This window comes from Flavobacterium piscis (assembly GCF_001686925.1).
Classification (GTDB): domain Bacteria; phylum Bacteroidota; class Bacteroidia; order Flavobacteriales; family Flavobacteriaceae; genus Flavobacterium; species Flavobacterium piscis.
Genome location: NZ_LVEN01000013.1, coordinates 1 through 24303 on the forward strand (window position 1 = coordinate 1; position 24303 = coordinate 24303).

General features: G+C 32.3%; 24 protein-coding genes, 1 tRNA gene and 1 rRNA gene. 18 read left to right on the forward strand and 8 right to left on the reverse strand.

The window, feature by feature from the left end; translation table 11 throughout:
• The first annotated feature begins 89 nt into the window (after positions 1 to 89).
• The 10 genes from rrf (at position 90) to FLP_RS08710 (ending at position 10009) form a co-directional block, all read left to right on the forward strand.
• A 5S ribosomal RNA gene (rrf, locus tag FLP_RS08665) occupies positions 90 to 199 on the forward strand.
• A 1246-nt stretch (positions 200 to 1445) separates the two neighbouring features.
• Positions 1446 to 1519, forward strand: a tRNA-Asp gene (locus FLP_RS08670).
• 268 nt (positions 1520 to 1787) lie between these two features.
• A complete protein-coding gene (locus tag FLP_RS08675; protein ID WP_065449135.1) occupies positions 1788 to 2609 on the forward strand; it encodes an AraC family transcriptional regulator in 822 nt (273 codons plus the stop codon).
• A gap of 365 nt (positions 2610 to 2974) precedes the next feature.
• Positions 2975 to 4285: a TolC family protein gene (locus FLP_RS08680; protein ID WP_243397610.1), complete on the forward strand. Its 1311-nt coding sequence runs from the start codon at positions 2975 to 2977 to the stop codon at positions 4283 to 4285.
• 153 nt (positions 4286 to 4438) lie between these two features.
• Complete coding sequence (locus FLP_RS08685) at positions 4439 to 5491, forward strand: HlyD family secretion protein (protein WP_065449137.1); 1053 nt, start codon at positions 4439 to 4441, stop codon at positions 5489 to 5491.
• A 1-nt stretch (position 5492) separates the two neighbouring features.
• Positions 5493 to 7076: an MFS transporter gene (locus FLP_RS08690; protein ID WP_065449138.1), complete on the forward strand. Its 1584-nt coding sequence runs from the start codon at positions 5493 to 5495 to the stop codon at positions 7074 to 7076.
• 142 nt (positions 7077 to 7218) lie between these two features.
• Entirely contained in the window at positions 7219 to 7884 is a 666-nt protein-coding gene (locus tag FLP_RS08695; RefSeq protein WP_065449139.1) for an HAD family hydrolase, read from the forward strand.
• A 417-nt stretch (positions 7885 to 8301) separates the two neighbouring features.
• Positions 8302 to 8535, forward strand: a complete 234-nt coding sequence (locus tag FLP_RS08700; protein WP_065449140.1) for a hypothetical protein — start codon at positions 8302 to 8304, stop codon at positions 8533 to 8535.
• 99 nt (positions 8536 to 8634) lie between these two features.
• Entirely contained in the window at positions 8635 to 9261 is a 627-nt protein-coding gene (locus FLP_RS08705) for a hypothetical protein (protein WP_065449141.1), read from the forward strand.
• Positions 9262 to 9430: 169 nt separating this feature from the next.
• Positions 9431 to 10009 (forward strand): DUF4468 domain-containing protein, encoded by a 579-nt coding sequence (locus FLP_RS08710; RefSeq protein ID WP_065449142.1) that lies wholly within the window; start codon positions 9431 to 9433, stop codon positions 10007 to 10009.
• A gap of 117 nt (positions 10010 to 10126) precedes the next feature.
• Here FLP_RS08710 and FLP_RS08715 read toward each other — a convergent pair whose 3' ends face one another.
• Positions 10127 to 10756: a hypothetical protein gene (locus FLP_RS08715; protein ID WP_065449143.1), complete on the reverse strand. Its 630-nt coding sequence runs from the start codon at positions 10754 to 10756 to the stop codon at positions 10127 to 10129.
• A gap of 341 nt (positions 10757 to 11097) precedes the next feature.
• On the opposite strand from FLP_RS08715, the gene FLP_RS08720 reads away from it, so the two are divergent.
• Complete coding sequence (locus FLP_RS08720; protein ID WP_065449144.1) at positions 11098 to 12411, forward strand: phage integrase SAM-like domain-containing protein; 1314 nt, start codon at positions 11098 to 11100, stop codon at positions 12409 to 12411.
• A 100-nt stretch (positions 12412 to 12511) separates the two neighbouring features.
• Here the strand turns inward: FLP_RS08720 and FLP_RS08725 are convergent, their stop codons facing one another.
• Positions 12512 to 12793 (reverse strand): helix-turn-helix domain-containing protein, encoded by a 282-nt coding sequence (locus FLP_RS08725; RefSeq protein WP_083195837.1) that lies wholly within the window; start codon positions 12791 to 12793, stop codon positions 12512 to 12514.
• 229 nt (positions 12794 to 13022) lie between these two features.
• Between FLP_RS08725 and FLP_RS08730 the strand changes: the two genes are divergently transcribed.
• Positions 13023 to 13565, forward strand: coding sequence for a hypothetical protein (locus FLP_RS08730; RefSeq protein WP_065449145.1), 543 nt, complete (start codon positions 13023 to 13025; stop codon positions 13563 to 13565).
• A 70-nt stretch (positions 13566 to 13635) separates the two neighbouring features.
• On the opposite strand, the gene FLP_RS25755 is transcribed toward FLP_RS08730, so the two are convergent.
• Together FLP_RS25755 and FLP_RS08735 are read right to left on the reverse strand one after the other, a co-directional pair.
• On the reverse strand, positions 13636 to 13728 hold the full coding sequence (locus FLP_RS25755; RefSeq protein ID WP_243397611.1) for a DUF3387 domain-containing protein: 93 nt from the start codon (positions 13726 to 13728) through the stop codon (positions 13636 to 13638).
• A 259-nt stretch (positions 13729 to 13987) separates the two neighbouring features.
• Complete coding sequence (locus tag FLP_RS08735) at positions 13988 to 16321, reverse strand: nSTAND3 domain-containing NTPase (protein WP_065449146.1); 2334 nt, start codon at positions 16319 to 16321, stop codon at positions 13988 to 13990.
• Between the two features lie 255 nt (positions 16322 to 16576).
• Here FLP_RS08735 and FLP_RS08740 point away from each other — a divergent pair, with 255 nt between their 5' ends.
• Genes FLP_RS08740 through FLP_RS08750 form a run of 3 tightly spaced genes read left to right on the forward strand, consistent with a single transcriptional unit; the run spans position 16577 to position 20765 of the window.
• Positions 16577 to 18622 (forward strand): ATP-dependent nuclease, encoded by a 2046-nt coding sequence (locus FLP_RS08740; RefSeq protein WP_065449147.1) that lies wholly within the window; start codon positions 16577 to 16579, stop codon positions 18620 to 18622.
• A 4-nt stretch (positions 18623 to 18626) separates the two neighbouring features.
• Positions 18627 to 20387 carry a UvrD-helicase domain-containing protein gene (locus FLP_RS08745; protein ID WP_065449148.1) on the forward strand — a complete coding sequence of 587 codons (1761 nt, stop codon included), beginning with the start codon at positions 18627 to 18629 and terminating at the stop codon, positions 20385 to 20387.
• A gap of 48 nt (positions 20388 to 20435) precedes the next feature.
• A complete protein-coding gene (locus tag FLP_RS08750) occupies positions 20436 to 20765 on the forward strand; it encodes a DUF3892 domain-containing protein (protein WP_065449149.1) in 330 nt (109 codons plus the stop codon).
• A gap of 67 nt (positions 20766 to 20832) precedes the next feature.
• Here FLP_RS08750 and FLP_RS08755 read toward each other — a convergent pair whose 3' ends face one another.
• The 3 genes from FLP_RS08755 to FLP_RS08765 form a co-directional block, all read right to left on the reverse strand.
• A complete protein-coding gene (locus tag FLP_RS08755; RefSeq protein WP_065449150.1) occupies positions 20833 to 21252 on the reverse strand; it encodes a DUF2513 domain-containing protein in 420 nt (139 codons plus the stop codon).
• Positions 21236 to 21523, reverse strand: coding sequence for a hypothetical protein (locus FLP_RS08760; protein WP_065449151.1), 288 nt, complete (start codon positions 21521 to 21523; stop codon positions 21236 to 21238). The genes FLP_RS08755 and FLP_RS08760 overlap by 17 nt, the downstream gene beginning before the upstream one ends.
• Before the next feature lie 66 nt (positions 21524 to 21589).
• Positions 21590 to 21928 carry a helix-turn-helix domain-containing protein gene (locus FLP_RS08765; RefSeq protein WP_065449152.1) on the reverse strand — a complete coding sequence of 113 codons (339 nt, stop codon included), beginning with the start codon at positions 21926 to 21928 and terminating at the stop codon, positions 21590 to 21592.
• A gap of 97 nt (positions 21929 to 22025) precedes the next feature.
• Between FLP_RS08765 and FLP_RS08770 the strand changes: the two genes are divergently transcribed.
• From FLP_RS08770 to FLP_RS08780, 3 genes are all read left to right on the forward strand, one after another.
• Positions 22026 to 22238 (forward strand): hypothetical protein, encoded by a 213-nt coding sequence (locus FLP_RS08770; RefSeq protein WP_065449153.1) that lies wholly within the window; start codon positions 22026 to 22028, stop codon positions 22236 to 22238.
• Between the two features lie 66 nt (positions 22239 to 22304).
• Complete coding sequence (locus tag FLP_RS08775; protein WP_123921656.1) at positions 22305 to 23621, forward strand: fibronectin type III domain-containing protein; 1317 nt, start codon at positions 22305 to 22307, stop codon at positions 23619 to 23621.
• A 217-nt stretch (positions 23622 to 23838) separates the two neighbouring features.
• Positions 23839 to 24081, forward strand: a complete 243-nt coding sequence (locus tag FLP_RS08780) for a hypothetical protein (protein WP_065449155.1) — start codon at positions 23839 to 23841, stop codon at positions 24079 to 24081.
• Positions 24082 to 24169: 88 nt separating this feature from the next.
• Here the strand turns inward: FLP_RS08780 and FLP_RS25835 are convergent, their stop codons facing one another.
• Positions 24170 to 24301 (reverse strand): hypothetical protein, encoded by a 132-nt coding sequence (locus tag FLP_RS25835; RefSeq protein WP_262496265.1) that lies wholly within the window; start codon positions 24299 to 24301, stop codon positions 24170 to 24172.
• Positions 24302 to 24303: the final 2 nt, after the last annotated feature.

Below are 24303 nucleotides of genomic sequence, written 5' to 3' on the forward strand. Positions count from 1 at the left end.
ATAAATAAAATACTTTTCTTTGTCTCAGTATGTTAAGATATTGTGTAATGTTGACTAGCTAAGGCTAATCACCCATTGCAAAACGGCCTTAAGGTGGTTATTGCGGCGGGGCTCACCTCTTCCCATCCCGAACAGAGTAGTTAAGCCCGCCTGCGCAGATGGTACTGCAGTTATGTGGGAGAGTATGTCGTCGCCTTTCTTTTAAGAATCCTTCCCGATTTATCGGGAGGGATTTTTTGTTTATATCACTTTGTGAAATTTACCGCAAAGTGCGCAAAGGTTTTTTTTATCGTCTGTACTGCTGTCTTTATTAAGGTCGCAAAGGCTGTTCGTTGCGCACTTTGCGTAATCCCTTGCGTTCTTTGCGGTTAAATAACAGTTTATTTACATGATCTCTTCTGAAAGTAAAAACTATGAGGTTCTATGGATTGGAATTTGGGATTTAGAAGTTGGAATTTCTTTTGAAAATAATACTTCCTTTTTACCGTAAACTGCGTTAGGGATGGGAGCGGTATCCTTTTGCGACACACTACACTTCTGGCAAAGCAGCCTAAAACCTCTCTCGCAAAAGATTTAGCGGACAGCCCGGCCCGGAGGGAAACGCCCAAATACATTTAATTATGCTTTCTGTGATTTATTTTTAGGTCTCATAAAATCGATAAGTTCTCAATGCTTAGATTGTCGTTAAAAGTCTTAAATTCTTAATGATTTCATTTTTCATGCCGTTTAGTTAGTTTATCAATGATTTTTTTTCTTTTATATTTTCAAAGATCTTAAAATTCTTCAGATGGGTTAAACCCTTTTTTGAATACCACTATATAATTCAAATTATTTAGCCCTTTTTATTTGATTGTAACGTCTATTTAGCTTGCTTTTATTCTGTCTAGTTTAGGTGTAATTAATCCTATTTTGAAAAGGGAATTAATCTCTTTTATGAAAATTGTATTGAATCCAGACTCATTTGCTTTTTCATGTTCTTCGGGTAATTTGATAAGGTCAATTATTTTATTGTTCAAATATTAAAGAAATATTCTGTTAGTTTATATAATACGTATTTAGAAAATAATCCCATATTTCGAGCTAATTCAAACGTTTTTTAGAAAGATTTCTTTTTTCAAATGTAATCTAACTTAAAAGAGCGATATTTTTTTTTAGTTTATTAGCCCAAAGTTATAATTTTGAGGGATGATTTCTATTAAATAAGTTGCATTTCAATGGTTGAGATCATTGACAATATTTAGAAAGCAGCCATTTATTTTTGTACGAAAAAACCTTTGTATAGGTTCTGAACCTTGAGAAATCCGTAGATATTCAATGGGAATTTGGATTTTAGAGGATTGGAATTTATTTATAATCAGTTCATTAAAAATAATTTAATTTTTATTCGTAAAAACCCTTGTAGAATCCAACTTCTGTTGTATTTTTGCACTCACAATAACGCAGTTGGTTTGGTAGTTCAGTTGGTTAGAATACATGCCTGTCACGCATGGGGTCGCGGGTTCGAGTCCCGTCCAGACCGCAATATTGGAAGAAGCCTTTCTTAACGGAAAGGCTTTTTTGTTTTTATATCTTTTGAGATTTAACCGCAAAGAACGCCAAGATTTAATTTTACTTTACGCATAGAAAACACAAAGTTCGCAAAGCTAGATCAAGACAAAGCTTTGCGAACTTTATGTTTTCTAAAAAGCATACTTTAAAAATCTTAGCGGACTTTGCGGTTAAATCAACACTATTTTATATTCCAAACTATTTATTTCTTCTTATATTTATATGTCATTATTATCTCAATGGAACATTCCGGTCAGAAACTAGATAGATATTACATCAAAAAAGTAGATGCCGATAAAAAAAGCATTTATTGCCACCATGATTTGATGGGTGAATTGTTTGTGCCTACACATAAACACAACAAAGCTCAGTTGCTATATGCTGAAGGTGATGTTGTTTTTGTAACTACAGAAACTAAAACTTATTTTTTGCCTGCAAGGCATTTTATTTGGATTCCGAGTGGTGTTTCGCACAGTATTGAACCAAAATCTGAAAGTGTGACAATGCGAAATTTGTATTTTCCTGTTGAGAAAGACGAGGATTTGTTTTATAAAAATGAAGGGATCTATCCGGTCAATAATTTACTGTTGCAAATGATGCTTTTTACCAATAGGTGGAATGGTGATCTCAAAAAAGGCTCTCCGAATTTTGCCATTGCCAAAGCGATCAAAGCAATATTACCTCAAATATGCCTTACTAATTTACCTTTAGAATTACCGCAGCCTAAAGATCCGCGTTTGAGTAAAATTTTGCGCCATGTTGAGAATAATTTGGGAGAAACGATTTTGTTCTCAGAAGTTGCACATGAATTTGGTTACAGCGAACGTTCTTTGTATCGCTTATTTCAAAAAGATCTTAATATGTCATTCATTCAATATTATACTATTCGAAGAATTTTGAAAGCAATTGAGCTTTTATTAGAAAGAAAACTTTCGGTAAAAGAGGTAGCGCTTGAAGTTGGATATAATAGCGTTCCGACATTTAGTAATACATTCTTTAAATTCCTCGGACAAAGACCTTCTGACTACTTAAATAGGGAAGAGATTTTAGAAGGGAAGTAAAATTTTTTATTTCACGCAGATTTGACAGATTTTAGCAGATCAGCGCAGATTTATTTAAAAATGTCTTTCTACATCCTTACTAAGTTCTCCTAATAAATAAAATAATATACGTAAATCTGCGTAAATCCTTTAAATCTGCGTGAAATTTAAAATCCAAACATTGTTTTTTAATGAATTGTTTATCAGTGTTTTAATATAACGTTTTCGGAAAATAAAATTTTAACATATGTCCGAAATGAATATGTTATTGACTTTTTATAATTATCAGTCAACAAAAAAATGTGGGAACTTTGCAGTATTAAAATCTTAAAATATTCATGTTCCTTAAAACAACAAATTCTACAGAAGATTGTTTTCTCAAAATCGTGTTGATATTTATAATCGTATTAACATTCAGTAATGTACAAGCACAGGAAATTCATTCGGTTTCGTTAAGTGAAGCAGTGAAACTGGCTAAAGAAAACAATAAAAAAATCCTTAGATCTCAGTTAGAGACTACGCTCTCTGAGCAAAACATCAAAGAAAGAAAAGAACTCCGTTTGCCGGATATCGAATTAAACGGTGAATATTCCAGAATTACCAATATTACGGAATTCAAAGGAAATGGTTTCCTAAATGGTAAAGAAGTAACCAAAGCAATTCCGGAGATTTATCAGGTAAATTCCACTTTTAAAATGCCAATTTATGCCGGTAATAAGATCAATAACGCCATTAAAATTGCCAATCAGGAAAATGAAATTGCCAAAATAAAAACCGAAAAGACCGAGAATGATATCGAGCTTGAAGTGGTAGCCAATTATCTGGCGATTTATAAAATGATGGAACTTCAGAAGATTTTTGAAGAAAACATCAAAGAAGAAAAAAGCCGATTGAAAGAAGTTCAATCACTTCAAAAACACGGAACCGTTACAAAAAATGAAGTGCTGAGAGCCGAATTGCAGCTTTCGGACCGTGAATTGAATTCGCTGACCAATTCAAAAAATATAAAAATCGCATTGCATGATTTAAAGACTTTGATTCAGCTTCCTGAAAACGAAGATGTGGCGATTGATACAACGGCAAACATTGATGAAATGAATAGTTTGGATCCGTATGATTTTTATTTGGAAAAAGCTTTTCAGAACGAAGAAATGCGAATCGCAAGCCAGGAATTAAACATCAAAAAAACAGAACTGAAATTGGTGAAAGGAAATTATCTGCCTACGGTAAATTTCTTTGGCAACTATGGATTTTATTATCCCAACTACAAATTTTTTCCACCAAATCCGTACTTGTACACTTTAGGACAAATCGGTATCGAAGCGCATTTTGATATTTCGGCTTTGTATAAAAACAAGACCAAAGTAGAACAAGCTACGACGCAAATCGAATGGCAAAAAATGCAGTCTGAAATTATAAAAGATGAAATTCAGGATAAACTGTTTAAAGAACATACCCAATACCAGGAAATCCTTGAAAAGTTTGTGGTTGTTGATAAAGCTTTGGATTTGGCCAATGAAAATTACCGAATTGTAAAATTAAAATACTTAAACCAATTGGTTTTGATAACCGAAATGGTGGATGCCGATAACGCTTTATTACAGGCAAAATACAATAAGATTTCGACCCGATTGGACGCGATTCTTAAACATTATGAATTGCTTCATACGGCCGGAATAATGCCGGATCAGATTTAATTTAAGAAGAAAGAAGCAAGAAGAAAGATTTTAGAAGCAAGAGAATAGTAAAGAATATAGATTTTAAGTTCCAGAGGAACGATTCATATTGTAGCGCCGGATTTTAATCCGGTGGAGAATTAGAAAAAATAGAAATAAAGAATATAAAATAATATGGTTAAGATAAAAAATGAAACTAAAAGAAACAGAACGTTTCATGTATTAATAACAGTTATTGCTTGCATATTAGTAGCAAGCGGAATCATTTTAGGGATTTGGTTTTATGTGTTCAATAGCAATCATGAAGAAACCAATGACGCGCAGGTTGAGCAATATGTAACACCTATCATGTCCAGAATTACGGGTTATGTTCAGGAAGTTCGTTTTGATGAAAATCAGTTTGTGCATAAAGGCGATACTTTGGTGGTGATTGACAATAGAGAATACAAATCAAAATTGAATGTGGCGCTGGCCGATGTTCAAAGTGCAAAACAAAGCAGCGTTGTGGCCGAAAGAAATGTAGCAACAACAGCAAGTACAACCACAATTGGCGAATCGCAATTGGCTGCAGCCAAAACCAATCTTTGGAAAACAAAATTAGAATACGAACGTTATCAGGCTTTGGTAAAAGATGAAGCCGCAACATCGCAACAATTAGAGAAAGTACGAGCAGATTATGAATCGGCGCAAGCGCATTTTCAGGAAATGCGAGACAGAATTCAGTCATCCAATTTAAGTACTTCTCAGGCGCAGGCAAATGTTCCTACGATGCAAACCAATATTGCGTCGAAACAAGCTGTGGCAGATAACGCTGCATTGTTTCTTTCGTACACCATAATAACCGCACCTTATGACGGTTGGGTGGGCAAGAGAACTTTGCAACCAAGGCAAATGGTTAAGGAAGGACAATCATTAGTTTCTATTGTAAGCAAAGAAAAATGGATTACGGCGAATTTTAAGGAAACGCAATTACAATATTTAACCGTTGGTCAGGAAGTTCGCATTAAGGCTGATGCTTTGAGTGGTAAAGAATTTACAGGAATCATTACTTCATTGTCTCCGGCAAGTGGCGCGAGATTCTCGTTATTGCCTCCGGACAATGCAACAGGGAACTTTGTGAAAATCGAACAAAGAATTCCGGTTCGTATTCAAATGAAAGAAGCCAACAAACAAGCCGACTTTTTAAGAGCCGGAATGAATATCACGGTTATTGCAGAACACCACTAAAATGGAAGATAAAAGTATTTTTAAATCCTGGGTTCCAAAATGGGCAATCATTATTATTTTGTTTGTCTGTCTCTTGCATTCCATGATTTTATTGGGCGTTTATACGTCAAACGTAACGTACGCGGCAAGTTTTCTGGACATTGAGCCTGAGGATTTGCAGTTTGCGATGTGCGTTACATACGGAACTTTGCTGGCAACAATCTTGATCGAAAGTCGATTTTCGAGTTTTTTCCCTGCCAAAAATTATCTCATGGCGGTGTATTCCGTTATCGGGATTACGATAATTTCATCGGCCTATATTACAAATTTTTATGTCTTTTTATTGCTGCGTGTTGCCGAGGGAATTTTAATGGCGCTTCCGGTAATTACGATCAGGCAATTGTTGATAGAACAATTCAATTCTAAAAACGCCATCATAATTGGTTTCTCTCTTTATTACGGTTCATTGTTATTGTCAACGCCGTTTATTATGAATATCGCCGTTTGGTTTTTGGATCATTACGATTGGAAATACATGTTGTATGTTTCGGGCGGACTTCAGGTTCTGAATGTCTTCTTGATTCTGGTTACTTTTCGTGGACATAGAATCACAAAGAAAATTCCGTTGTATCAAATCGACTGGATCAGTTATATTTTGGTGCTAACGGCAATTCTCGGCGGTGCGTACTTTTTTGTTTATGCTGAGAAAAAATACTGGTTTGAGTCTGCTCATATGGTTTTAATATTGATGATTGCGCTCATTACAGGAGGATTATTCATCTTTAAAGAACTTTTGGTAAAAAGACCTACCTTTAATTTTGAAGTTTTTAAATACGCCAATCTGCGAATTGGTTTTTTGTTATTCTTTCTTTTTTACATCAGTAGAGCCACGCTAAGTCTGTGTCATTCGGCGATGTATTCAATCTGGAATTGGGATCCATCCCGAGTTGCCGGCGTGCAATACATAAACGGATTAGGAAATGTAATTGGACTAATTTTGGCTGCTTTTTTCCTAATGAAATCCGTTTCGACTAAAGTTATTTTTATCATTGGATTTTCGCTAATTGCGTTATTTCACTTTTGGTTTACGTTTCTTTTTGTGCCAGATGTCGCTTTATCAGATATTATCATTCCGTATGTTTTGCAAGGCATTGGTGTTGGATTTTTATTCGTTCCTCTAATTTTGTTTACTACATCATCGGTTCCTGCAAAAATGGCGGTTTCTTCAGGAATTGTTGGGGTTTCCGGGCGTTTCTGGGGAAGCACAATTGGCTTTTGCGTGATGCAGAATGCGATGGTATTTTTAAACAAAAAACACTTTCTTAAACTAAGCCAATTCGTAACAGGAGATAATCCGCAAGCTCAGGAAACAATCACCAAAACTGCGCAGAGCTTCGCTGCAAAAGGATATTCGCTTGATGAATCGAATACATTAGCGCTCAAAAAAGTTTTTAGCACTGTCGCCAAACAATCGACTCTATTGGCCGATATGGAAATTTATACCATCGTTGGGTATGGTTTGGTAGTTTTAATTATTCTTATTGCCTGTAATCAGCATTTATGTCATACAGCTAATTTGTTTAAAAAGAAGATTTGGATTAGTTGATGGTTTTAATCTCGCAATCCCGATAGCTATCGGGATTGCGAGATTAAAAAAAACTCAGCGAATCTCTGCGAGAAACCTCCGCGAATCTCTGTGAAATAACTCTTTATTACCTTATCTTGCAACCGTTAAAAAAACAAAAATAATGAAACAGCAATGTGTAATTTTTGATATGGATGGCGTGATTTGTCACACCAATCCGCATCATGCAAAAGCTTTCGAGGCATTTTTCGATAAATATCAAATTTCTCATTCAGAGCAGGAATTTGAAGAACATATGTACGGAAAACATAATGGATATATTATGACGCATTTCTTCAAGCGCCCAATTGCGGGAGAAGAACTCGTAAAACTCGAAGATGAAAAAGAAGGAATGTTTCGTGAGATTTATAAAGACAAAGTCGAAACCATTCCGCATTATTTGGAGTTTTTAGGCGAACTGAAATCTCGTGGATTCAAAACGGCCGTGGCAACATCGGCACCGCGCGCAAATCTTGATTTGATTATGGGCGCACTAAAATTCGAAGACAAAATGGATTCTGTAATGGCAAGTGAAGACGTAAAATCTCATAAACCAAGTCCCGAAGTATATCTGGAATCTGCCAAACGTGTTGGCGTTTCTCCGTCTGATTGTATTGTTTTCGAAGATTCTTTTTCGGGCGTTACAGCAGGCTTAAATGCCGGAATGAAAGTCGTAGGTGTTTTGAGTACACATACAAAAGGACAGCTTCCGCCATGTAGTTTTTATATCAATGATTATAGCGAAGTGAATGTTGATAAGGTAATTGAGTTATTAAATTCCAATTTTTAAATTCCAAATTCCAACACAAGCGAAATTTACCTCAATTTTGTCATTTCGAGAAACGAGAAATCTTCGTAAGTAACTCCGTAACGAGATTTCAATCTTGTCGAGCTTCTAGTGGTTACTTTGCGCTCCTAGGGATTGAAATCCCTAGCTACAAAATAAATCATTCCTCCGGAATTTTATAAAGAGTTCCGGAGGAACGAAACATATTGTAGGGATGGATTTTAATCTATCTTAGCGATTAGAAATGATGAAGTAAATGAATAGCCTCCTGCTTTAGCTGGAGGTGTTTTTACGTTTTAAAGAAAGACTTTAGCCAAAATTTGATTTTATATATGAAAATAATAATTAGAGTTGAACGCATATATGGGTTCAAATGAAAATAAGTTTTGAGGATTTTTGCTTTTTGAAACTTTAAAAATTATGAACAAAAATCATCTTTCGAAAGAAGTTGAAACGAGACTAAAAGTTTTTTTTATTGATGTGATAGATCCCAAAGATATGGCAAAGATAATACGACAAGTAAATCATCTTCTTTCTTTATGTGTAATGCGAGGATGCGAAACGGTAGAATCTGAAGTAAAAAATATTGAAGATAATTTTTATTGGCTCAATAAATTAGCCGAAGCTTTAGATCCTTATTTGGATGTTGATTGAATGCAATTATAAGAACAAGAACATTTTTTTGTTTAAAAATATATTTTAATAAACCGAAAATTCTTATTTTTAAATAATGTCATTTAATTGAACAAAAAGATGAAAAAGGAAATTCTGGAACAAATTAAAAAATTAGGCGGAAATATAGACAATGTAAAAGGCAATTCGCTTCAGGAAGATTTACAATCCATAACTTTTGATACCGTTTTGTATCAACGACCAACAGATAAACCTTGGGCAACCGCTGAAGAAGAAGAACCGATTTACGGAATTGGAGATTTTATTAATCAAAACGAATCGCTTTTTAAAGAAGATAAAGCAGCTCTTTACGATAAAATCATTCAAAAATATTTCAGATTAACAACCGAAGGTTTTGGGCAGGTTTTTTGGGAAGCTTCTCCTTTTACACCTTTTAAAGAAGGAACACCAGATTACGCTGAATGGAATGGTGATTTCACAGACGATGAAACAGATTTAACTGAAATTATAAAAGTAACAAATGATCCTTCGCCAGATTTTATAATGCTTTTTACGAGTTATGGTTTTCCAGATAGTTATTACATCGCTTTATCTGACCCAAATCCCGAAAATCCAACTTTATTTGGCACAGATCATGAAGTCTTTTTCAGGGAAGTTACAAATGAAGGAAACTTAGAAGATTTTTTAAACACTTTTATGACCAAAGAGGAACTATTGGAAATTGTGAAGAGGAGAATTGAAAAGTAAAATAGAGAAATGACAATATTGGGGTTACTTTGTGATTTAGAAAAAAGTCAAAATTTAAAACCAAAAAAAAATTAATAATAGAGAAATGAATTACTTTTTTACGGAAAGTCGTAAAATCAATGATTTTCAAAGGACTACATTTGGCTATTATTAATTTAAGAAAAAAAAGATGAAAAAATTATTACTATTAATGCTATTCGTTTCAAGTATCATTAATGCTCAGGAATCAGAATTTACTTTTGATAATGTAAAAGGAATGACCGATTTTGTGGTAACGCCAATAGAAGGGAAAGCTGCTCCGGAAATTTATAAAAAAATTATTGAATGGATTAAAATAACGTATAAAAATCCTGATAAAGTTATACTTTCAACTATTGAAAATGAATATATAAGATTTGAAGGTAGTTCTGAGACTTTGTATTCTGCTAATATTATTATGCTAGGGAAGACATATTATAATTCAAAATATCAAGTAGAAATTTCAATAAAAGATAATAAGTACAAATTCGATTTAATTAGTATGCAAAATTATTATCCTAGAAGCCAGTATTCTGCCGGTGGTTGGACTGATAATATAATTTTCAATAGCAATACTGCAAAAGAAGGTTTAGGAACTTTTTACAAAAAAGACGGGACTTTAAAAAGTATGTGGAAATATGTACCAGAAGTTCCTGCTTATTTTAATGAATTAAATAAATCAATGTTCGAAATTATTAATTCAACGGTTAAAAAAAATGATAATTGGTAATGGGATTTAAAAAGAATATAAAGTAGAATTTTGACAAAAAAACCTTTAATTGTTTTGATGAAATTTTTAAAAGTTTTTTTTGAAAGATTTTGAGATTTAAGTTTATTCGTAGTGGTTTTAATTTATTAAAAGGCTATCAGAGAATATTTCACAAAGTCTTTCTGTCCAAACAAAACCTGTTGACGACATATCTAGTACGAACCAACCTAATCCAACAGATAAGTAAAGATGTTTTCGGATATGTTCGACATGATTCAATTCTATATTTCTCCATTTTTTCAAAGCTAAAATATCATCCATTGGTAATTTTTCTATCACAAATGAAATTCTCCAAAATTCATCATTTGAAATTATATTATTTCCAACAAGTGCAAATGCTTTTCCTAAAAGTTTAGCTTTTGAGCCGGTTTCTAATTTATCAATAATAGCTATTAATTTTTCGCCAACTTCCAATTGGTAGCTACTATCTTCTAGTTTTTCAATAATTTTTTTTCGACTTTTTTCTGGTAAAGTAGATGATTCCTTAAGGAAAAATATTAGCTTATTTAAAAATAGGTAATCTTTTACAGTAACACCAGTTTTCCAGATACCAATCAACGAACCTATAATTGGAAAATCTTTAAGTACTCCACTTTCTAATACTGAATCAATTGATATTTCTGTTATGTCAATTCCAATTTTTGTAAAATCTGAATCAGTAATAGTTTTAATTAGAGATTGAGGAAGCTCCTTTTCGTTATTCATCATTTTTCTTTAAAGTTATCATTCAAAAATAGAAATACAAAAGTAGAAATATGATATTCTTGTGGTCTGTTTATCAACAACTTTAGCAACAAAAAGTAAAAGAGATATAAAACAAAAAAGCTTCTGATTTCTCAGAAGCTTTTTTCAGTGCGGATAATAGGAGTCAAACCCTAATTTAAAGGGGATAAATTGGATTAATAAATTCTACTTAAATCTAATAAAATCAAGGATTTTTGTTTTACTTAATTAAATTGAATTCTGTTGAATTAACTTAAATTAAGTCATAATGGGGTATTTATTGGGGGAATATAATTTATCACTATATTTGAAGAAAGAAAAATATCATGGCAACTGGCAATTATCGGATTAAAACAAATAATGAACTCAATAGTATTTACTACCGATTTAAGCAGGGTGGTCAGTTTGATTTGGAAATCTCTACAGATATTCAAGTACCTAGTGGTAGATGGAGTTCTGCAAAACAACAAGTTTTACCGACTATAGATGTTGATTTTGAAAACATCAACTTAAAATTAAAAGAACTTGATGTTTTTGTAAAGAAAGGTTTCAATGATTCAAAGATTTCAGGTAAAAATATTTTAATTACTAGTAAATGGCTTAAAGATAAAATGGCTTTTTACTTTAAGAATGGTTCCAAATCCAAAAAAATAAATGAACAGGTGTTTTTTGCGGATTTCATTAAGAAATTTATTGAAGACTCATATAAGAGAAAAACTAAAAATAATACTCCAATAAAAAGGCGTACAATTCAAGACTATCAAACGACCTTAAACAAGATTGAAGATTTTGAAAAATATATTGGGGAGAAAATAAATTTAGATGCGGTTGATCTTAATTTCCATAGTAATTTTGTACATTATTTAGAAACTGTGGCTGCTTTAAATGATAATACTATTGGTGGGTATATAAATAATATCAAATTGTTTTGTAGATCGGCAATACTCAAAAAACACGTTATATCGATGGAATTTCAGGAAAAGCAATTTTATAGCCCCTCGAATGCCACACATGACATTTACCTTAAAGAAGAGGAAATAATAAATATTTACAATACTGCTTACCCTCATGATTATTTAGACAATGCGAGAGACTGGCTTATTATTGGACTAAGAACAGGTCTAAGGGTCTCTGATCTTCTCCATCTTACACAAAAAAGTATCGATGGTAGTTTTATTCAACTTCGAAATAAAAAAACAGACTATCCAGTGATAATCCCTTTACATCGAAATGTTAGTGAAATTCTTGAAAAAAGAAATGGATCATTTCCAAGGAAGATAAGTGATACTAATTTCAACGTTTACATTAAACAGGTTGCAAAGATTGCTGGATTAATTGAAATGACAGCCGGAGCAAAGATTTCAGAAAGGACGATTGAAGTAAATGGAAAAAAAGAGACCATACATCGTAAAGTTGTTGGTGATTATCCAAAACATGAATTAGTATCTAGTCACATTTGCCGACGAACATTTGCGACTCTATTATATGGTAAAATTGACACATTGACTATTATGAAGATAACCGGGCATCAAACGGAAAGACAATTTCTCGCCTACGTTAAAATTACACCAAAAGAGTATGCTGAAAAGTTAAAAGCTTACTGGAAGCTAATGGGGCAATTAGAAATTTCAAATAATTAGAATAAAGTGGTGTTAATTTTTCATTCCTGAATAGAAATCTAAGAAAATTAGATTTGTTATTAAAAATAAGAAAGAATGAATTTATTCCGGATCAATGATTTTAACGTAATTGCCTCAATACATCGTCTTTATTATAAAACACTTTCTTACCCATTTTCTGGGCTCTTAAAATGCCACTTTTGTTCCATGACCATAAAGTGGGAAAAGATACCTTTAAAAGGGTTGAGACCTCTTGTCGTGTTAAAAGTGTATCGGTTTCTGATTCTTCCTTGATTATTACAGATTTCTGGTGTTCTTGAAGACCTATAATAACTGCATTGTTAATCATTTCCTGTAATTGATCAACAGTCAGTTGTACCACCATTGTATTGTTATTTTGCATTTCTAAACTATTTCTAAGCTTATACAAAATAATATAGTTAAAGTTTAGAAGATTTGAAAATAAAATTAAAGAAATTCTTTTTGAAACTGTCAGTGTTTGTACTTAAAATTCATCCCAATGAAAACTGCAGCATATAGTTTATTCATCCGTACAATTTGTAATTTTGTTTCGTCTTGAAGCAAACTTTCTCTTTATTATTTGATATAATATAAAATTTAAAACAAATTATATGCACGGAAAAACGATCAGCGAGACGATTGCAATACTAGAAAAAAACAGTATTAATATTAAAATTAAAAAGATTGAAGGTTATGTAGTTAAGAGGGATATCATTATTGATGAAATGATGCACTTTTATAGGATGAGTAGACCATTAAAAACAAAATGCATGCGATCAGGTTTGCATTACCGATTTTTTGCATATCCAAATGGCAGTATATGTTGCATTTTTACTAAGTTTCCTGAAAAAGATATGTATAAGTTACCGCAAGGGGCAAATGTAAAAGATTATATAATAGTAACAATTTTTGAATCGCCTGAAGATTTTATGGCCAGCCCACTAGCGTTCTTCTATCGTGATAAAAAAGTTGGAACAGAATACGTAAGTAGTTGGGATGAGTTTGGCTACTACACGACAAACAGTTACAACTACAATCGCATTCCACTGGTTGCAGCTACAAATAAATTAGTCAGGAATAAAGAAATAAAACGAAACCCACCGCAGCCACCAGTGCAAGAAACAAATGGTTTATTCCTTACATTATTTGGATAAAAAGATTGAACAAAAAAGAATGATTCCGTAGGGACTCATTCTTTTTTATTTTTGATAGTTCTTAAAATTTTCAACTTGCTTCAAAAATCCCTTTATAAACTTCATCTCGATCAACCGGAGGATACCCGTTTTCGTCTAATAAAATGATTAAACCAACTTTCAATTCAGCTTTGATATCCTCTCTTTTGGGCTAGTCAGTATATTTGACTTTATCATCCACAACTATTTTTACTTTTCGGATAACCTAGTATAACTGCATTGCTAATTATTTCTGTTAATTGAATAACTGGCAGTTTGTACGTCTGTTATTTTTCATTTTGTAATTAATTTATAAGCTTAACTGAAAAATATGGAAATTGTTTAGAAACATACAAAATAAATAAAGTGAAGTAATAAGAAAGACTTACAGAGTCCTAAGCCTCTTATCTCTCAAATAAACGCTCAATTTCAGAGTTTTCATCAAATGTTTGACTGTGACTAATCCTATCACTTGGATCATAATTATCATCTCTGCTTCCGTAATCATCGACTAAAGAACTCAATACGCTAGATGAATCAATATCCGCATAATCATAAAATTCTTCATAATAATTAGAAAGATTACAGTTATTCAGAAAATTTAAATAATCATTTGACAATCCCTGCTCAACGAGAGATAGAGCCTCATTTGTATAACCTCTATGATAGTTTCTAAAAATGTCATCATGTTCTTTTGAAAGATCTGCATCACCTGCCGAATAAAGTTGGTTTACCCTTAATTGGACTGCTGACATAAAAGCTTCATCTTTTGACCAATCTTCTTCATCTAACTCATAATATCCAAACATCCCTAAAATACTGCTTATATCATAACTTTCTGTGGCAGCTTCTATTGCTACAGTAAAATATTCTTGCCAATTTGCTTTAATATAAGTATTAGTAGTATTATATTCATCAATTTTGAATAAAACAAAATTAATTTCATTATAATTGACATTTTGAGATGATTTAAGATCATTTGTGCTTAGAATTTGTAGTAATCTTTCCTCTGTTACTATATCAGGAAAATATTGAAGAAGAATGTACAGTAAAGTGATATTTCCTGACATTTTATCTTTGCATGAGTCAAGTAACTTAGGTACTAATTTGTTAAATCGAAGATAGTATTGCTTTAGTAATGGTTGACTAAGTTTTATCCCATTTGATGAGTCTGATCGAAAATAAGTTGTGATCTGCTTAAAATAAACAACGGAATATAGTATTCGTTTAACCTCGGTCGTATGATCCTTTAAAAAATTAATTACAAAATCTGCGACTGATGGATTTAGAAAACTGAATGTTAATCTTCCAGTATAGAGATTTTTTTCACTTTTAATGAAGCCGTCTAACAACTTCTTAAGTGACTGTTGAAAAGAATTACTATGTAAAATGAAACCATTTTCCCTTATTTCATACTCGTATCTTGCATCAAATGCCTTATTTAATTCAGCGCTTCCAATATTGTATCCGCCCAAGCTAAACAATGTCATTAAGAGAAATTTCTCCTCTTCATTTAATTGTTGATCGTAAGCAAAATGCCATATCTCTTGAGGATTATCAAGACTATTAAATATAAATGTTTCTGTTTCCTTTACCGGTATCTTGTTCAGTTGATTTGTAGAGGTTATAAATTCTATCAGGCGTGGAAAATAATTCCGGTGGTTAATTATTTTTAAATAATTCTGAGATTTAAAAAACATATCATATTGTTCTGCTATCATTCCCGAATGGAACATGTGATTATAAAGTATCCTTGCCTTATCCACTTTTGAGTACGATTTGATCTCTAACTCATATTTTGATAAATCAGCTAATCCTGAGCGATTAAATTTTTCAAAACGGTACTGTGCCTGTTTTAATATCGTTGTTCTTGTGGTCATAACAAGAAACTTATTGGTGCTTGCCTGAATACGCTCTATAAAACTCAATATTTTTCCTTCGGAATTTCTTGGATTTATAATTTCTGACAAATTAGCACCGAAAAAATCATCAAAAAATACAACCTGTTTTACATCCGGAGATTTGCTTAAAAGATCTTCCGCATCTTTTAAATGATCATCAACATAAATCAATTCATATCCATCTGCTAACATGTCACATATTAAAAGATATGATATCGTAGTTTTACCGATGCCAGGTTCCCCAGAAATTATCAAAAAATGGTTTTCTTTTAGTTTATTAACAGCAACATCAAAGTTTAGGGTGGGAACATAAAAACTTGCTTTTTTAATAATTTTCTCTTTTACAAATTCAGATCTACCATTGACACCATTATGCAAAATCAGATTCAGGACATTCGTGCTCGTTATCCAGAGTTTATAATATTTCTTTTCAATTTCGGGATATTTTACTAGCAAATTCATTATTCGATCTCGACTATAAATATCCTGAGAGTTTTTTACAAATGGCTTAAGTTGCGATACAACCTCGTCTACTTGTCCCACGCTTAAATCAAAGGCAGTCATCAAAATGTAGCGTTTGGGTTTTGAAGTGAGTTTATTAATACTTATTATTTCTTTTTTTATTTCAGTTTTGAGATTTGAATATGTAGACCTTCCAAACCGCTTAGCTTGGACTATAATTTCATTTTCGACATTATTTGCGTAGCGTAGATCAATACCTTTATCTCTTCCGGTCTTAAAAATTTGAAATGAAATATTGAGTTCTTTTTCTAAAAGGTCTTTGCATAATTCTTCAAATTCCTTATCGTTTAGGACTTCCAGGTTATATAATGCCATGAGTTATATTAAATAATGATTTCCAATAGGGGATGTTCCCAACAAAGCTAAATAAAAGTCTTAAACTAAAACCAGTATTACTACGTATTGTATATAATTTTGAAAATCATTTCTTTGTTATGGTTTTCCGTAATTATACAAAAGAACTTTTGTTGTTATTTGTGTCTGTATTAAAAATAGGCAATTAATAGCTGTTGCTTATTTATAATTCATTATAAAATAAAAATTAAAACTATTATCATTAAAGCCATAGAAATGAAAATTAAAACTATTGAAATATCCAATTTTCGATTATTAAAACATGTTATCCTTTCTTTAGAAGATCACACAACAGTTATCGTTGGAAGAAATAATTCAGGCAAAACATCATTGACGGAAATTTTTCGCCGACTAATTGGTGATAAAAATCCATCATTCTCAATTTATGATTTTAGTCTTTCTGCGATGGATGGTTTTCTTAAAGGATTAAATGCGAAGTTGAATGGAAAAGAGGATGATGAGATACGAGCCAATCTTCCATTTATTGAAATTCGAATTACAATAGAATATCCAATTGATATAGATGATTTGGGATTATTAGGAGATTTTGTAATCGATCTTGATCCGGCAAGCAATATTGTTATCATAGCTATTAAATACTCTCTTAAAAACGGTAAAATAGACTCACTTTTCGATGGTATAGTAGACGAAAGTGAAGATAGCATAAAAATCTTTATGAAGTCACTTAAAGAGAGAATCCCAAGCCTTTTTGAAACTCATATTACAGCTGTAGATCCTACTGATCCGGAAAATACAGCTACAATTGATTACTCGAAATTTAGATCATTATTAGGGGCTAGCTTTATAAATGCACAAAGGGGACTTGATGACGTTACTCATTCTGAGAAAGATGTGTTAGGAAAAGTTTTAGCGCAGCTTTTTAAAACATCCCAATCTAATGCCGCACCTGAAGATATGAAAGATAGTTCGGCAGCATTACAGGTAGTGATTGATGATATTCAAGAAAAGGTAGACACTGATTTTAATAGTCAGTTAAATAAGCTTTTACCTGCTCTAGGGCTGTTTGGTTATCCAGGTCTTTCGGATCCTAATTTGAGTACTGAAACCACAATCGATGTATCAAATATTTTAGAGAGTCATACAAAAATTCGATATGGACAAGGGAATAATCTTTTCCTACCTGAAACATATAATGGATTAGGTTCTAGAAATTTGATTTACATTTTATTTCAACTTTTTGAGTTCTTTCGCAGGTACCAAAGTAGGCAAGTTTCCAACAGTTTAGATATTATTTTTATTGAAGAACCGGAAGCACATCTACATCCGCAAATGCAACAGATTTTTATTAGAAAACTGTATGAAATTGCAAAGGAATTTTCAAACACATTAAATGATGGTAAACCTTGGCCTGTTCAGTTTGTGGTTACTACACATTCTACACATATGGCGAATGAAGCCGAGTTTGAAGCAATTAGATATTTTTTAACATCAAAAGAACCAGAACGACAGACGATAGTGAAAGATTTGAGAAAAGAATTCACAGCTAATGATCTGAAAGAAGATAAAGAGTTCCTTCATAAATATTTGACTTTAACTAAGTGTGACTTATATTTTGCCGATAAAGCTATTCTTATTGAGGGGCCAGCGGAAAGATTAATGATGCCATTACTGATAGCAAAAAGTGATGCAACAGATGCGACTAAGCCGCAACTTGGTTTGCAATATGTAACAACGATAGAGGTAGGTGGTGCATTTGCTCATCATTTTTATAAATTTTTAGATTTTCTTGAATTGCAATGTTTGGTTATTACTGACTTAGATTCGGTACTTATAACACATGGTGAGAAAACTACTTATCCAGGCTCATTTGTAAAAAATGGCTCGCATACTTCAAATGCTGGAATAAAAAACTGGTTTGCTAAAGACTCTCAAGGCTATTATCAGCTTGCAGCTTGTCTTGCTCTTACGGCAGAGAATAAAGTTTCTGGATCGAGAAGAATTGCATTTCAAATTACAGAAGATGGAAAGGCGGCAATTGGTAGAAGCTTTGAAGAAGCATTTATATTGGCTAATAGAGAACATTTTGGAATTTTAGAGATTGAAGAAGATGATGTAGAAGCAAGCGCCGAAGCACTAGCACCAGACAACAAGAAAAAAACTGAATTTGCTTTGAAATATGCACTTGAAGAAACCAAATGGACTGTGCCAAAATATATCCATGAAGGTCTAGAGTGGCTTGCAAGTAAGCCTATAGCCCCAGCTATAGATGCAGTTGAAGTTATTAATGAAGTAGTAGAATAAAATCATGTCAGAAAAAGTAGATTTAAGTCCTGCAGAGAAGGCATCAATTGAGTGTTTAGCTAATGTATTTAAAGCAATTGATGATAAAAAGCACTTTCTTGTTGAAGCCGGTGCGGGTGCAGGTAAGACTTACACGTTAATTAAAGCTTTAAAGTACCTTATAGAAAAAAATAATGCAGAGTATTTAAAAGCAAGTAAAAAAATCGCATGTATTACCTATACAAACGTGGCAAAAGATGAAATCCGTTCAAGAACAGATAATCATCCCATCGTGTTAGCAGATACAATACATGCTTTCGCATGGGAAGCGATACAAAATTTTCAAAAAGGACTTCGTGACCGAATCTTAGATTTGGGTGATAAATGGCAGGAAAGGATTAAAGAAGCGGGAGGAATAAAATCTCAAAGAGTTATCTATAATTTAGGATATCCAAAGATAACTGACGAAGAAATCTTTTTGCATCATAATGATGTAATAAAATTATTCACTTCGCTATTGAACGATGATAAATTTAAAAAGATATTTACAAGTAAGTATCCGATTATTCTAATTGATGAGTATCAGGATACAAATAAAGCTTTAACTGAAGCATTAGTCGCCAATTTTATTGAGGTAGAATCTAATATAATTTTAGGATTTTTTGGTGATCACTGGCAGAAGATTTACGGCACAGAATCTTGTGGTTTTATTGAGACAAGTAAAGGTAAAATGGAAATTATTGGTAAACAAGCAAATTTTCGTTCGGATAAAAATATTGTTACAGTTTTAAATAGGATGCGTCCTTCGCTTAAACAGTTTGAGTATGATCCAGAATCTGAAGGAGAAATTGTTGTTTTTCATAGCAATAATTGGAAAGGGGAGCGAAGAACAGGCGCACATTGGAATGGTGATCTTCCAGAAGATGTTGCACATGATTATTTAGAATGGACTAAACAGGAATTAAACAAAAATGATTGGAATATTAGTTCTGAAAATACTAAAATTCTTATGCTTACAAATAACGTTCTTGCTTCTGAACAAGGATATCAAAATGTCGCTAAAGTATTTTCTGACAATGACGACTTCCTTAAAAAAAATAATGAATACATGTCTTTTCTTATGGATGTAGTAGAAATAGGTTCTGAGGCATTTCAAAACAATAAGTATGGAGAAATGATTCGTTCTTTTAATATAGGTACACCCAGTATCAGAAAGCACGCAGATAAAAAAGTCTGGTTTGATGATATGACTAATCTTCTTGCCTTGCGTCAAGCCGGAACTGTTGGTAATGTATTGGATTTACTAAAAACAACGAAGAAACCAAGATTGCCAAGGAAAATTGAGGAGAAAGAATATCGTTTTACTCAAATTAAAGCTGTAGCTGAAAAAGACAGAGAAGATGATGATAAGAACTTTGTTTCAAAAATCGAATCAATAAGGTCAATTCCATATGCTGAAATCTCAAGTGTTTCAAAATATATCGATGACAAAACTTTATATTCAACAAAACATGGTGTAAAAGGTGCTCAATTTGAAAATGTGATTATAGTTCTAGGTAGAGGATGGAATCAGTATAATTGGAATCAATTTCTTGAGTGGATAAATTCAGAAAAAGTTCCTGCTGATAAAAAAGATACTTATGAAAGAAACAGAAACCTGTTTTATGTTGCATGTTCAAGACCTAAAAAGAGATTATCACTACTCTTCACACAAGAGTTATCAGATAATGCTTTAGAAGGCTTAAAAAAGATATTTGGGGATGTAATTTATGAAGCAAATAATTAAGAGAATGTTTACTAAAATAACGTAAATAATTTAAAAAAGAAAAATAAAATGGCAAATTATGCAATTTCAGGAGTGTGGAAGAATGATAAAAATGTTATTACGCACTATGCTATCCATCAATTTAGTTACAAGGATAACACAATCGGCTTGGCTGCAAAAACAACAAAATCAAATGCTGTTAGCTTGTTAGATAATAGTCAAAATTCTGCAATAACAATTTTATGGAATTACAATACAGAAGGATGGAAAAGAGGTGCTACTATTACAGTAGTAGGGAGCAATCCTAATAAGTATTTGAGATCAAATCAAGACGGTACAGTGGTAGATAACTTAAGTAATTTGATAAATTATGGTTCAGTGACTAATAATTTTTCATAAACCTAAGATTATTGTTAATAGGTTTAAACTTCATTGTTGCTTACGAGTCTTATCATAACTAAATCACTTAAATAGATAACTGATGCTTAATCAACGCTAGGGCAATCGTAGGGATTTGTTTGATACTTTCTACACCAATTGTACCTAGTTGAGATTTGGTAAAATTCCAAATTTTAGATTGCTGCATTATCTCTAAAGTTTTATGCCCTTCATTAGTAAGTCTAAAATGCTTACTGCTTAACATAACTATTCCACTGTGACCAAATGTAATACCTAGGGTTTGCCTGTCATCTGCCTTATTACTCTCGATATCTATTAAATCTTGGTCATAAAGTATTTTTAAATAATGATATACTATCTTAATGTCATCATTTTTTTGATAATTTAATCCTAGCTTTTTGAACAGTTCGTATGTTGAAATTACGGGGGAATCGTATTCTTCGAATACAATAAGATAATTTTTGACTACTTCAATGTCTATTTTCATTTTCTCTTTTTAATTTCGACAATATTTCTGACTTCAATTGCTGAACCTGCTCCTGATGTCGCTTTGCTTCTTGTTCAAATTCCTTCATTTTTCGATCGTGAGTAAATTCCTTAAATTGAAGTTCTTGATTTATATTGGCAAGTTCTATCTCTAATTTTAAAGTCTGACGGCGATGATCAACTAATAAGACGCATAATAGTGTAGTAATTGCCAAAAGTATTATGACAAGAAACTTAAAGTATCTGGAATTATCTAAGACATGAAGTATCATAGAATAAGATTTAGGTACTGACTAATAGTTAATTATAAAAATACAAAAATCTGTTTAAAAAACATCTTAATTCTTTTTCAATTGCTTCAAATTCTTTTTTAACTGATCGATTTCTTCTTTTTGATAGTCTATTATGGCTTTCCTTGCTTCGGCTAATTCCTGGTAGTTTTGATCACCAGCTTCACTTTTATCATTGGTTGCTGCCTCAGTATTTCCAAAACACAGCCAATCCATTGTTACACCGAAATGGGAAGATATATCCATTAATTGCTGAATTGTTGGTTGCAATTTTCCAGATTCTATTTTACTAAATTGACTAGTGTCAACCTTTATTTTTGTAGATAAATCCTTTTGAGTGAGGTTTTTCAGATTTCTTAACTCTTTTATTCTCAGTGAAATACTCATAAAAAATTAATTATAAAGGAATATTATTCCTTTTTTATTTGTTAAAGCGGAATATAATTCCATATTTTTGTTTCAATATTTGAAACGAAATTTCTAAATGAGTAAAAATACAACAAAAAATTATAATTCTTATGATGCTGTTGCCTTAGAAGCGCTTTATGTTAAATATGGTTTATCCAAATTTTATATAAGACAATCTATTAATGGTAAAGTTGTAGGAATTACTCCAGACGCCATTAAAAAAGATTATAAATCCATGGTCATTGAAAACCAGAAAACAGTAAAAAATTTGATCGATAAAACTCGTTAAGGATTGATGTTACATCATTTTGATCAAATTAAACCGAAAACCATTCCAATACCAAAAAACTTAAATATGAAAAAAATTACAATTTTGAAATTGAGCATTTTATTACTTTTTCCAATAATACTCTGTAGTTGTGCAGGGGATGATAAACAAGAGAATAGTCCTTCTTCGATTAGTATAAAAACAATTGAAGTAAAGAACATCACAGAAAAATCTGCAACGATATCCGCTAATATAGAATTAGTAGGCATGAATGAAATAACAGTTAAAGGAATTTGTATCAGTATCAATACAAACCCAACTATTGAAAATTTAAAAATTGAAGAAAAGGGGAACGCAATTGGACAATTCAATTTTTCATTTCAAAATCTAAATGCTATCACAAAATATTATGCTAGAAGCTATGTGTTGACAAACTCCGGAATAATCTATGGAAATGAAATCAGCTTTGTAACAACTCAAAATACAAAACCAATAGTTAGTACTGGATCGGTGACGCTGATAACATCTAAAACAGCAATCACAAGTGGAACAATTGTAAATAAAGGAACCTCAGACGTAGTTGGTTACGGTGTGTATATTTCTTCAACTAATGTAATACCAACCACTACAGATAGAGATGTACAAGGAGTTATTGATTCCAATAAATTTATTTGTTCGCTAGCCAATTTAGAGCCAGACACTAAGTATTATATTCGAGCATATGCTATTAATAATTCAGGGATTTCTTTTGGCGAAGTAATGTCATTTACAACTGAAAAAGTAGGCTTACCAACTATAATAACTAATCAGCCCAGTTCTATTTATACATCTACAGCTAAAGTTGGTGGTACTATCCTAAGCGATGGTGGTAGTAAATTCTTATCGGTTGGTGTTTGCATTTCAGCTGTTAGTCCAATTCCGACCACAGCAGATGCTAAAACCGATGTAACAAGTCCTTCTGAGAATGTATTTGAAATTAATTTGAATGACCTAAAAGCAAATACCAAATATTACACAAGAGCGTATGGTACAAATGGTTTGGGCACCTTTTATGGTGAAGTGATCGTATTTACTACTAAAGCAGTTGGAGTTCCAGTTCTTAAAATCTCTGCTTTAAGTGGATCGGGATTAACAGCTAGTAGTGGTGCATCAGTTATAAATAACGGTGGCGATGTAATAACTTCCTATGGTTTTGTTTGGTCAAAATTTGAGAACCCGGACATTACTTGGCAGAATGTTTATAAGACAAAACAAGAAGGCACATTTCCAAATCTTACTTATTTCAACGGAACATTGATGGGCGGTATATTTCCAAATACCACGCATTATGTCAGGGCTTATGCAACAAACAGCTATGGTACAGGTTATAGTCCACCATTAACCTTCACGACAGGTAAGAACTAAAATCAATAACTTAAAATCTAAAAACCAGATGAATATATGTAAATGGTGAAATAGCCAAGTTTCAGACGAAAAAACAGTGTGGTACCGAAGAGACTTAGTATTAGGATATTCATTTTGCAGTACAAAATGTGCCACTCATGGAAACCGTCAAATAATGAATCTAATCGTAGTGATTTAAAATCTCCGGAAACTTCCATTGAAAATTTACAATTACAAAATGAGGAAAGGAAGATTGATCAGAGAGCAACAATATATACAAAATATTGAAGCTGCGCAAAAGATAATGGCAATCGTACGGGAATTATTTCGCCATTGGAAAATAGTTGTTCCCTTATATATAATTGCTTTTGCAGCATTGGTATTATTGCTTGATCCCAAACATATAATCATTATTGTTATAGCTTTTTCTTTACCAATTATAGCTATAATATGGGCCTATTTTATGGCGCCGAAAAATTAATTATTAAATAAAACATGACATTAAACCCCAGCTAACTAAAATCCTTAGATCGGCTGGGTTTTTTATTTTATATGGTTGTATTATCGTGCTATATTGCAATAAATTTTGACATTATTTCATCACTTACCTCCGTGGCTTCTTCCTCTGTTGCTTCCGCCAATCTAAATGATTCCCATTTGGTACTTATTTCCCAGCAATCGTCTTCTTTTATTTCTTTCATAA

Excerpts from the sequence above, each read along its gene's own strand:
- FLP_RS08675 (WP_065449135.1), top strand. The coding sequence starts at position 1,788 with ATGGAACATTCCGGTCAGAAACTAGATAGATATTACATCAAAAAAGTA.
- FLP_RS08685 (WP_065449137.1), top strand. The coding sequence starts at position 4,439 with ATGGTTAAGATAAAAAATGAAACTAAAAGAAACAGAACGTTTCATGTA.
- FLP_RS08690 (WP_065449138.1), top strand. The coding sequence starts at position 5,493 with ATGGAAGATAAAAGTATTTTTAAATCCTGGGTTCCAAAATGGGCAATC.
- FLP_RS08695 (WP_065449139.1), top strand. The coding sequence starts at position 7,219 with ATGAAACAGCAATGTGTAATTTTTGATATGGATGGCGTGATTTGTCAC.
- FLP_RS08700 (WP_065449140.1), top strand. The coding sequence starts at position 8,302 with ATGAACAAAAATCATCTTTCGAAAGAAGTTGAAACGAGACTAAAAGTT.
- FLP_RS08705 (WP_065449141.1), top strand. The coding sequence starts at position 8,635 with ATGAAAAAGGAAATTCTGGAACAAATTAAAAAATTAGGCGGAAATATA.
- FLP_RS08710 (WP_065449142.1), top strand. The coding sequence starts at position 9,431 with ATGAAAAAATTATTACTATTAATGCTATTCGTTTCAAGTATCATTAAT.
- FLP_RS08715 (WP_065449143.1), bottom strand. The coding sequence starts at position 10,756 with ATGATGAATAACGAAAAGGAGCTTCCTCAATCTCTAATTAAAACTATT.
- FLP_RS08720 (WP_065449144.1), top strand. The coding sequence starts at position 11,098 with ATGGCAACTGGCAATTATCGGATTAAAACAAATAATGAACTCAATAGT.
- FLP_RS08725 (WP_083195837.1), bottom strand. The coding sequence starts at position 12,793 with ATGCAAAATAACAATACAATGGTGGTACAACTGACTGTTGATCAATTA.
- FLP_RS08730 (WP_065449145.1), top strand. The coding sequence starts at position 13,023 with ATGCACGGAAAAACGATCAGCGAGACGATTGCAATACTAGAAAAAAAC.
- FLP_RS08735 (WP_065449146.1), bottom strand. The coding sequence starts at position 16,321 with ATGGCATTATATAACCTGGAAGTCCTAAACGATAAGGAATTTGAAGAA.
- FLP_RS08740 (WP_065449147.1), top strand. The coding sequence starts at position 16,577 with ATGAAAATTAAAACTATTGAAATATCCAATTTTCGATTATTAAAACAT.
- FLP_RS08745 (WP_065449148.1), top strand. The coding sequence starts at position 18,627 with ATGTCAGAAAAAGTAGATTTAAGTCCTGCAGAGAAGGCATCAATTGAG.
- FLP_RS08750 (WP_065449149.1), top strand. The coding sequence starts at position 20,436 with ATGGCAAATTATGCAATTTCAGGAGTGTGGAAGAATGATAAAAATGTT.
- FLP_RS08755 (WP_065449150.1), bottom strand. The coding sequence starts at position 21,252 with ATGAAAATAGACATTGAAGTAGTCAAAAATTATCTTATTGTATTCGAA.
- FLP_RS08760 (WP_065449151.1), bottom strand. The coding sequence starts at position 21,523 with ATGATACTTCATGTCTTAGATAATTCCAGATACTTTAAGTTTCTTGTC.
- FLP_RS08765 (WP_065449152.1), bottom strand. The coding sequence starts at position 21,928 with ATGAGTATTTCACTGAGAATAAAAGAGTTAAGAAATCTGAAAAACCTC.
- FLP_RS08770 (WP_065449153.1), top strand. The coding sequence starts at position 22,026 with ATGAGTAAAAATACAACAAAAAATTATAATTCTTATGATGCTGTTGCC.
- FLP_RS08775 (WP_123921656.1), top strand. The coding sequence starts at position 22,305 with ATGAAAAAAATTACAATTTTGAAATTGAGCATTTTATTACTTTTTCCA.
- FLP_RS08780 (WP_065449155.1), top strand. The coding sequence starts at position 23,839 with ATGAGGAAAGGAAGATTGATCAGAGAGCAACAATATATACAAAATATT.
- FLP_RS25835 (WP_262496265.1), bottom strand. The coding sequence starts at position 24,301 with ATGAAAGAAATAAAAGAAGACGATTGCTGGGAAATAAGTACCAAATGG.